General features: G+C 61.0%; 8 protein-coding genes. 2 read left to right on the top strand and 6 right to left on the bottom strand.

Annotated elements, in window-relative coordinates; genetic code table 11:
* Positions 1-42: 42 nt before the first annotated feature.
* Both RE4_RS26305 and RE4_RS26310 read right to left on the bottom strand, forming a co-directional pair.
* Positions 43-1,317: an MFS transporter gene (locus RE4_RS26305; RefSeq protein WP_060939651.1), complete on the bottom strand. Its 1,275-nt coding sequence runs from the start codon at positions 1,315-1,317 to the stop codon at positions 43-45.
* Positions 1,317-1,961, bottom strand: coding sequence for a GntR family transcriptional regulator (locus RE4_RS26310; protein WP_042950544.1), 645 nt, complete (start codon positions 1,959-1,961; stop codon positions 1,317-1,319). Before RE4_RS26310 ends, RE4_RS26305 begins: the two co-directional genes overlap by 1 nt.
* Before the next feature lie 175 nt (positions 1,962-2,136).
* Here RE4_RS26310 and RE4_RS26315 point away from each other — a divergent pair, with 175 nt between their 5' ends.
* Positions 2,137-3,258 (top strand): GGDEF domain-containing protein, encoded by a 1,122-nt coding sequence (locus tag RE4_RS26315; RefSeq protein ID WP_019746669.1) that lies wholly within the window; start codon positions 2,137-2,139, stop codon positions 3,256-3,258.
* Between the two features lie 14 nt (positions 3,259-3,272).
* Here the strand turns inward: RE4_RS26315 and RE4_RS26320 are convergent, their stop codons facing one another.
* The 4 genes from RE4_RS26320 to RE4_RS26335 form a co-directional block, all read right to left on the bottom strand.
* Entirely contained in the window at positions 3,273-4,070 is a 798-nt protein-coding gene (locus RE4_RS26320; protein ID WP_060939652.1) for an SDR family NAD(P)-dependent oxidoreductase, read from the bottom strand.
* A gap of 77 nt (positions 4,071-4,147) precedes the next feature.
* Positions 4,148-4,846, bottom strand: a complete 699-nt coding sequence (locus RE4_RS26325; RefSeq protein WP_060939661.1) for a class F sortase — start codon at positions 4,844-4,846, stop codon at positions 4,148-4,150.
* 129 nt (positions 4,847-4,975) lie between these two features.
* Positions 4,976-6,424: a hypothetical protein gene (locus tag RE4_RS26330; protein WP_238077141.1), complete on the bottom strand. Its 1,449-nt coding sequence runs from the start codon at positions 6,422-6,424 to the stop codon at positions 4,976-4,978.
* Positions 6,425-7,044: 620 nt separating this feature from the next.
* Positions 7,045-7,503 (bottom strand): carboxymuconolactone decarboxylase family protein, encoded by a 459-nt coding sequence (locus tag RE4_RS26335; protein ID WP_060939654.1) that lies wholly within the window; start codon positions 7,501-7,503, stop codon positions 7,045-7,047.
* A gap of 49 nt (positions 7,504-7,552) precedes the next feature.
* On the opposite strand from RE4_RS26335, the gene pdxR reads away from it, so the two are divergent.
* Positions 7,553-8,944 (top strand): MocR-like pyridoxine biosynthesis transcription factor PdxR, encoded by a 1,392-nt coding sequence (gene pdxR / locus RE4_RS26340; protein ID WP_060939655.1) that lies wholly within the window; start codon positions 7,553-7,555, stop codon positions 8,942-8,944.
* Positions 8,945-9,202: the final 258 nt, after the last annotated feature.

Genomic DNA, 9,202 nt, shown 5'->3' on the forward strand with positions numbered 1-9,202 from the left:
CCGGTCCGCCGACTCTCGCAGGGGTCGGCGGACCGGACGGCATCACGCGCTCGGAAGATGTGAACGCGACTTGAAGAGAATCAGAATCAAGCAGGCAGCGGCGGCGGCTGATCCGAACAGAAGAGTCACCGTGTAGCTCAGCGCCGGAATGCTTTCCGACAGCATCGCCAGCAACGCAGGCACAGCAAAACCGATGTAGGTGATCGAGTAGAACACCGCGGTCAGTCCTGCCAGATCGTCCGGCCCCGCGATTCGCTGGATCTCCAGCAACCCGGAAACCAATGCCATGCCGTACCCGCAACCGAGGATCGCTGCAGCCACGATCGCGATCGCCACGGTCAGCGTCGACGCAACCAGAGCAGCGCCGGCCATACCGACCACCAGAAACACCAGAGCCACAACGGCGCCGCGCGCGCTGCGGTCGGTATCGATCTTTCGCCCCAACGACTGAATCGCGAATCCGCATGTCAGCGCGACCATGCACAGTAGAGCCGAAAAGGCCACGGGCGCATCGCCACTGTGCCCGGTCATGAGCGCCGGAATAACTGCATACGCGACACTGGCAGCACCGAACACCCACGGCGCCAACGGAACAACGACGTAGAGGAATCTACGATTACCTGCCGAGGGGATCTTGAGGTCGTCGATCAACCTGCGTCGGTCGGATTTCGCCTGTGCTGGTCGTGTTTCGGGAGCACGCCACAGCGCCATGGCCGCGAGGACGGTGATCGCGATGTGCAGCACGTACGCCAACACACTCGGCAGGGGCGCCCACTGCGCCAAGATTCCCGCGGCACCCGCCCCCAAGGCGAAGCCAGCGGTCAGACTCATCGCTGCTCGCCTGGCACCTGCGCCTTCCGACGCCGTCGAATCCCAAGGTTGCGTGGACAACTCCTTGACCCAGGAGCCGCCGACGGCCATACCGATCCCCAAGGCGATGCCGCAGAGGATTCTTCCCAGAATGAGAGCGGCAGCGGAGTCGGCCCCGAAAGCGAGCAGCGTCGAACCGGCGATCGCGATTATCGGCGCGGGGAGCATGATCGGGCGTCGACCCAATCGATCGGACAGCGGGCCGCCGAGCAGCAGGGCCGGCACAATTCCGACGACGTAGGCGAAGAGGAAGAAGTCGACCATCACCGGCGAATAGCCGTGATCGAGTCGGTACATCACCAGCAGTGGCGTGAATTCGTTGCCGCCCCAGGCCGCGGCGAACATGCTGGCGGCAACGGTCAGCCACAGCCATTTTCCGCCAGTGCCACGTTCACTGCCTGGACGACGTTCGGCTGCGGTCCCAGCGTCCATCGTTTGGGTGCTCATCACAGAGTTCCTTCGAAGCCGAGGCCGTGCACCTGGCGCATGTGTGTGAGGACGGCAGTGTTGTATCCGTCGGCATCGCCTGTTTCGACGAGGTCGGTAAGCGCGGTGTGGTCGGCAAGGATGCGAGACAGTTGGCCGGGGTCGCGTGAGATCGAACGCGCTGTCATCCGTCGTTGCCTGTCGCGCAGACTCGCGTAGAACGAGTCGAGCAAAGGATTCCCACCGGCGGCAACGATCATCTTGTGAAAGTCGGCATCGATTGCGCTGAACGCGGCAACGTCCCCGCGATCAGCAATCTCCCGTTGCTCGATCAGATTCGCGCGCAACGCTGCGACCAGTGCTTCACGTGCGTGCGGTCGGACCGACACCACTCGAACGCTCTGAGTCTCGACGAGCTGTCTGGCACTGACTACGTGTTCCGCTTCCCCATCCGCGACCGGGACGATCAGCGCCCCCTTCTTCGGGTAGAGGCGCATCCAACCTTCCGACTCGAGACGCAGAAACGCCTCACGCACCGGCGTTCGGCTCACATTGGTCCGAGCGGCGATGTCACCCTCGCTGATCAGCTCCCCGCCGGCGAGTTCGCCGGAAAGGATCAGCTCCTTGACTTCGCGGAAGACGTTTTCCGAAGCGGAATACAACATAGACACAAGATGTATTTATACTCCACGCTGGCGGAACCCAGACATTCGGGTCGCCGATCCGAACATCTCGGTCCAACACGGCATCGATCCAGCTAGCATTGCAAGGTGCCAGACAGAAGAGGAGTCAGTTCACGATGAACGGCGCACGCTCCCGCCATCGCAGACTGACGCACTCATGACGTCGCAGATGAAGTCCATGAGGACCCTGACCCGCGAGTGGCTGGCCCTCCCCGATCAATACGACCGATTCACTCGCTATCTCCGCGACAACGGCCTCACGACCGCCACCCGGCTATTACTTGGCATCATTGTCATCGGACTGGGCGTGTGCGCACTACTCAACAGATTCAGTCCGGCCGGTCCGACAAGCACGATTGCGCTGTTCTTCAACACTGTTGTCGTGATCTCGTGCTTCATGGTCGGAGTCTCATGGTGGGTCTTCGGCCCGACAAAGCGCCGCTCGTTCGGTTTCGTAGTCTTCTGCGACATCGCAGTCACGATTTCCGTACTTGGAGATTCCTCGCAGCTTGCGCGATTACTTACCTGTGTCATCTACGCGCTGATCGGTATCTACATCGCCTATTTTCACAATCCGAAGTTGCAGATCGCACACCTGACCTTCTCGGTTGTGATGATCGTGGTGGCTGCGCAGCCGATCCTCTTCGGGCCGGAGCGAGATCCTGCGCTCGGAGTTTCGAAAGTGCTGGTTGTCGTCACCGCACTCGTGGTCTGTGCGTTCATCTCGCAGATCGTGCTGACGATGCTCAGCATGGACGCGTCCAGCTCCGACCTCGATCCCCTCACCGGGCTCCTGAACCGTCGTGGCCTCGACCGCCACGTCGAGAAGGTACTCGCGGAGTTCCAGCGTCAGGAATCGGCGGCACTACTCGTGATCGCGATCGACATCGACCGGTTCAAGACGATCAATGACGTCCACGGTCACGACGTGGGCGACCGCATAATTCTCCGGGTTTCACAGCGGTTGTCCGCCTGGGCACATGCCGATGCTGTTGTCGCACGGGTCGGCGGCGACGAATTCATCCTCGCTCAAAGACTTTCCGTACCGGCCATCGGCCCGATGCTCGACTCGATCGGACCGGCAATGCACTCGAATACCGACGAGATACCGTCGACATCGAGCATCGGAATCGCCGTGCGTACCCACAAATTCGTCGCCGGAGAAGAGCGTGCAACAGCGTTCACCGACATGCAGAAAGTCGCCGATTCGGCGATGTACGAAAGCAAGAGACTCGGCGGCGGACGTGTTCACACGATCGTCACCACCGCGAGCAGGTAGCGGTACGTGAGTTCTCAGTAATAGACCGGCCCCGGCACTCCTCCACCCGCTGCCACCGCGTCACCGGTGATCGCGATGCTTCGCGGCGATGCCAGGAAGGTCACGACATCAGCCACCTCTTCGGCGTCGATGATCCGGTGTATCGAATTCGTCGCGATACCCCGCTCCACCTCCGCCTGCGAGCGGCCGGATTCTTCCGACTCGCGCGCAATCCGCGCGGTCAACCTCTCGGTCCGCGTCACGCCCGGATGGACGACGGTGACGTTGATTCCCTTGGGGCCCAGCTCGTCTGCAAGATTTTTGGTCAGCGCAGACACACTGACGTTGCGGATCGTGTGGGCGATCGAGGTTGCCTGTCTGGCACCCAAACCGCTGATGTTGATGATCCGACCCCAACCCTGATCGATCAGATACGGCGCCACTGCCCGTGCAGTTCGCAGATACCCCAGCACTTTCACTTCGACTTCGTCTCGCACGACGTCGTCGGTGGTCGCCTCGAAATCCGTCGGCTTTCCGGCGCTGAACGGAGTCGCTGCCGAGTTGACCAGAATGTCGACGCCGCCGAACTCCTTTACTACTTGCCGCACCGACGCCTGAACCGCGTCGTCGTCTCGCGTATCCGTCACGACTCCGATCGCACGAATTCCGAACTCCGAAACCAAATCTCGTGCAACGCTTACGACGGTTTGCTCAGTGCGCGCGAGTATCGCGATGTCGACCCCTTCAGCAGCCAGACCTCTGGCGATTGCCAGACCGATCCCCTTGCTACCACCGGCAACGATCGCACGCTTTCCAGACAGGTGAAGATCCATACCTGCGACACTATCCAACAGGCGATCCCCGATCTCTACGAAGAGGGATCGGGGACCGACTGGATTGTTTCTGTGTCTCAGACCATCAGATCCGCGTACAGGTAGACGTTGTCGGCGTAGTTACCCACACCGTCCTCGAATTGCAGTTCGCCGCCGCAGGTTACGACTGCCAACTTGCGAGGGCCCTCCGGGCCGGCCAGCACGCTTTCCTCCACGCCATCGGCCTTCGGGCGTGTCGTCACCGCAGTCACCTTCCATGACGTGCTCTTGCCCGTCGCGTCGGAGGTGCGGATCACTTCACCCGGTTCGATCGTGCCCAGGTCGAACAGTGCACCGTTACCCTGGCCGGTCAAATTGACATGTCCGGCAATCAAAGTCGTGCCGGTGACCGAGTCGAGCGAGGCGCCGTCGAGCCAGATTCCGACGTTCTTGACGTTCTCCGGCGGAGTGAGAACTCCTTCCGGCACGGTGGCGTCCACGATCGGCGCCTGAACACCGACCGGGTCGAGCGAAAGGGTGTTGGGAGTCATCAACTCATCCGAAGGCGCTGCCGGATTCGCAGAGTGCGACAGGACAACTCCCGGACTCGGCGGGATCGCAGCATCGTCATCGGAGGATCGCAGGCCGACGAAGGCCATGGAAGCACCAGCGACCAACACCGCGATGAGAGCCAGAATGAACGCGACACGACGCCCTTTGCCTGGCCTCGTGGGTTGATCATGGTTGGGATCGTCGTATGGATTGGATGGATTGGGATCCGACTCGTACATGGTCATCGAACTGTCTCCTGCGGGATGAGGCACCCCCGGCGCCTCTTGCGAATTGACGCCCCCTGCGTCTGATCTGTGTCGGCACCGATCACACAGCCTGTGATCGGTGCCGACGTCTACTACATCTGTCTGGCGTCAGGAACGCTTGCGGCGGAGAGCAACTGCTCCGGCAGCAGCCATTCCGACAAGCCCGAGGCCTGTCACTGCGACGGCGACGTTACGGCCTGAATTCTGTTCAGCGGCACCACCGTCGATGGCAACCGGGCGAGGTCCGGTCGCCGGCTTCGGAGCGGACGGCGCCGGAGCAGCGGGAGTTGCAACCGGCTGCGACGGAACAGGCGCACCCGGAACTACGGGCACGACCGGCACAATCGGAACGATGGGCACGATCGGAACAATCGGCACGATGGGCACAATCGGAATGACCGGAGTTGCAGGCGTCGTGGTTGCCGGTGTCGTTGTTGCGGGTGTCGTCGTTGTGGGTGTCGTCGTGGGCGCTGCTGCATATCCGACGCTGGCAGACGCATTCATCAACGCCGGCCGAACGGTGTCGAACGACGCGAAGACCTGGCACTGTGCGCCTGCCGTGTTCCAGTGCAGGTTCTCGACCGAATCCGGAATGACGCTTGCGGTCACGGAGTAGTCACCGCCGTCCGCAGCGGTGAGGCATAGATCCACGGCAGTCGGTGCGTCGCCGCGGCCGTCGACCGTCAATTGGTTTGCGCTCAACGTTGCCTTGGCGTTGTCGCCACAGACGGTGAGTTCGGTGCCCGCCGAGGACTGAACATTGATCGGCTTCCGGTACATATTCGTGTTCAGGGTGAATACGGCAGTCTCGCCTGCCTTCAAAGTTCCCGTCGCGGGCGTCTTGCGAACGAGGTCGAGCGTCTGCGTGACGTTCATGATCTCGACGATGCGAGCTCGCTCGTCGTCGCCGATGTTCCTGTCGCACAGGCTTTTGAAATCGGCCATCAGCGGATTGTCGTAGTCCGAAACGCACCACACCAGCGTCTGCCGCGCCGAACGTGCATCCTCACTGCCATTTCCCGAAACGACGCCGTCGAGCTTGGCGGGATTCTGCAGCAACCAACTGATGACAGCGAGATCGTCGGCTGACAGATCGGGATTGCCCGATGACGGAACCGTCGCACCCATCTCGTCGTTGTGCTTGTCCACGGGCAAACCGTTTTCGTCGACGCCGGCACATGGATCGAGATCGAAGTCCGTGCAGTACATCCATTCCGACTTCGCAATTCCGTCGACGTCGCGGACACCGCAGACCGGAGCATCCACCGCGGCCGATGTACCCCGATCGGTGGTGCCGTACATCGGCACGATGTTGCCGTCGTTGAAGTGATCCAGCCGAATGCCGGAGATGTCGAGCATCTGCTCTGAGGGCGTGTACTCGGTGCCCTCACACAACCCGGCGGTGAACGCCGGAGCAGCCGCGGTTCGCACCGGCATCGGCGCGGACACAGCTGGTGAAGCAAAAGCAACGCTACTACCGGCCACCGTTACGGCAATAGCTGCAGTTAGCGAGAGCCGGAGAACAAGCGGCCTACGCCGTGAACCAGACACAGTCATCAAAGCTTCCCTTTCAAGACATTTCGGTAGCGGGAAGGTTGCTTGGATTCCCAAGGCCACGCCACCCAGCGCTCACTTCCGAGAGGATCGGCTGATCGCTTTTGGCAACCAGCCAGTTACTAGATGGCAATGTAGTGCATGTTTCAAGAAAGTCCACCCGATCGTCGAGCCCCCGTACGCAGCTTGAACCTCCGGACGACGAGTTAGCCAACAAGATGACTGCACCTTTGTCCAACCGCACAACTATCGCGATCAACTCAAAATCGGCTCACGTAACCGGGGCGTTCCCGGCATTCCTCCGACGCTAGCCGGTCGGTAACTCGGACATTCTGGGGAAACTCACAGGAAGGGGCGTTTTCAGCGCGCACACAAAAGAAGGGGCCCGCAATGCGGACCCCTTCACCGAAACTTCCAACCGAGACTGCTTTGTCTGGATTCAGACAACTTGCAGATACTCGGAACAATCCACCGATTCACTAAATGTGATTTGCCTCACATTTAGAGAATCTGTTGGTTTTGTTCACACTCTGAACCAATCTTTTGGTCCTCTTTGTGTCGATTACCCAGATCTTCGACGGCGGCAATCTGCACCCGATAGAGAGCGGAGTACGAGCCTCGGATCAGTCTCGGACCGGAGGCGCCTTCCTTGTGGTAACCGCAATGCGATTCCACGCATTGATCGTGAAGATGACGCTGATGAGCTGGGCCAGTTCCTCGTCCGAGAATTCGCCGGCAGCCTCGTTGTACACCTCGTCCGGAACGAAACCGTCGGTAAGGACTGTCACGGCCTCGGTCAAGGCGAATGCGGAGCGTTCGCGATCGGAGTACATCCCTCGCGCTTCTTCCCACGCGTTCAGTAGGTAGAGCTTCTGCTCCGTCACGCCGACCTTTCGGGCGTCGCGAGTGTGCATGTCCAAGCACCACGCGCAATGATTCAGCTGTGACGCACGCGTGAGGACCAGCTCGACGAGCGTCGGCTCCAGCCCCTTGCGCGCAGCAGCATCCAACGCAATCATCGCCTTGTAGACCTCGGGCGCCAGCTTTGCGATATCCAGTCGTTGTCCTGTTGCTGTAGTCATACTCAAACCGTAGTCCCGGAAAGACCCCGAAACATGGTTCAATCCGGTGATGAATTCATGGGCCAATCTTGGGTTCGATCTGCATATCGAGCTGCCACAGGGAATCGGGGTTCGCGCTGCGCTGCTTCAGACGCTTCGCGACGCGATCGACAGTGGACTGTTGAAGCCCGGCACCAGACTCCCGCCTTCTCGCACCCTCGCACTCGATCTCGGAGTTGCCCGAAACACCGTTGCGGACTGCTATGCCGAACTCGCCGCCGCTGGATGGCTTGTCACGCGGCCGGGTTCCGGAACCGTGGTCGCCACGCTCGCCAGCACACACAGTCGCGAGGTCGATCCATCGCCGACCCGACGGCGCTTGACCTACAGCCTTCTCCCCGGATCGCCGGACGCGTCGGCGTTTCCCCGCACTGCATGGATTTCGTCCGCCAGACGTGCCTTGACCACTGCGCCGACCGACGCTTTCGCGACCACTGATCCCAGAGGCCGAGTCGAACTCCGAAACGCCCTCACCACATACCTGAGCCGCACCAGAGGCGTTCGCGTCGATCCGAGCCGCATTGTGATCAGTGCCAGCTCGGGTCACGGGATCTCCCTCCTCGCCCGTGCACTCGGAGGAACGATTGCGGTTGACGCTTTCTGCCTTCACCTGCACCGGCAGTTGCTCGTCGACGAAGGAATGCTGACAATTCCCATTTCTGTCGACGAATCAGGCACTTGCACAGACGAATTGGCGTCAACGTCTGCTGAAAGTGTTCTGCTGACGCCGACCCATCAGTTCCCTCTCGGAGGCCCCCTCACACCGGCGAGGCGCGCGACCGCTCTCGAATGGGCCTCGACTACCGGTGGCGTCATCATCGAGGACGACTACGACGGCGAATTCCGTTACGACAGAAAGCCTGTCGGCGCACTCCAAGGAATCGCGCCGCAGCACGTTGCATACCTCGGCACTGTCAGCAAGACACTGTCGCCGGCCATTCGCATCGGATGGATGGTGTTGCCGGACAGGCTGATCGAACCCGTCCTCGCAACAAAGGGACCCTACGAACGCTGGGTAAGTTCAACGGATCAATTGACCTTGGCAGACTTCATCGAATCCGGAAGATTCGACAGCCATATTCGAAAGATGCGTACCTCGTATCGACGACGACGCGATCAACTGGTTGCGACCCTTGCACAGCAAGTACCCCGGGCCAGGGTCGAGGGGATCTCCGCGGGTCTTCACGCTGTGATCCGCCTTCCCTCCGGCACCGAACAATCTGTTCTTGCGGCGGCGCAGGCGCACGATCTCGGGCTCGAAGGGTTGTCCGTCTTCCGACATCCCGACGTGTCGTCAGTCGGCGGTGACGGCGTCGTCGTCGGTTACAGCACGCCGACGCAGTCGCAGTACTCCAGGACGCTGGATGTGCTCTGCGAGGTGCTGCAGGAGGCTCTGCGATAACGCCTGTCGGATCTGCCCATCCGCTCACCTGCCCTGCCCTGCCCTGCCCTGCCCTGCCCTGCCCTGCCCTGCCCTGCCCTGATGGAGTGAACGTACCGTTCATCTCGTTAGAGGCGGTGAGAGTGTCGTTCACTCGGTCCCGGACAGGGTGGTGAGCCGGCCGTGCTCTTCTGCTCGTGATGGTGTGAACGGGGCGTTTGGTCGATCTGAGGCGACGAACGTACCGTTCGCTCGGAAAGTGCGGGATATTTATTGGTT

Source organism: Rhodococcus erythropolis NBRC 15567 (assembly GCF_001552595.1).
In the GTDB taxonomy this organism is placed as follows: Bacteria; Actinomycetota; Actinomycetes; order Mycobacteriales; family Mycobacteriaceae; genus Rhodococcus_F; species Rhodococcus_F erythropolis.

Excerpts from the sequence above, each read along its gene's own strand:
- pdxR (WP_060939655.1), top strand. The coding sequence starts at position 7,553 with ATGAATTCATGGGCCAATCTTGGGTTCGATCTGCATATCGAGCTGCCA.
- RE4_RS26330 (WP_238077141.1), bottom strand. The coding sequence starts at position 6,424 with ATGACTGTGTCTGGTTCACGGCGTAGGCCGCTTGTTCTCCGGCTCTCG.
- RE4_RS26335 (WP_060939654.1), bottom strand. The coding sequence starts at position 7,503 with ATGACTACAGCAACAGGACAACGACTGGATATCGCAAAGCTGGCGCCC.
- RE4_RS26320 (WP_060939652.1), bottom strand. The coding sequence starts at position 4,070 with ATGGATCTTCACCTGTCTGGAAAGCGTGCGATCGTTGCCGGTGGTAGC.
- RE4_RS26310 (WP_042950544.1), bottom strand. The coding sequence starts at position 1,961 with ATGTTGTATTCCGCTTCGGAAAACGTCTTCCGCGAAGTCAAGGAGCTG.
- RE4_RS26315 (WP_019746669.1), top strand. The coding sequence starts at position 2,137 with ATGACGTCGCAGATGAAGTCCATGAGGACCCTGACCCGCGAGTGGCTG.
- RE4_RS26305 (WP_060939651.1), bottom strand. The coding sequence starts at position 1,317 with ATGAGCACCCAAACGATGGACGCTGGGACCGCAGCCGAACGTCGTCCA.
- RE4_RS26325 (WP_060939661.1), bottom strand. The coding sequence starts at position 4,846 with ATGACCATGTACGAGTCGGATCCCAATCCATCCAATCCATACGACGAT.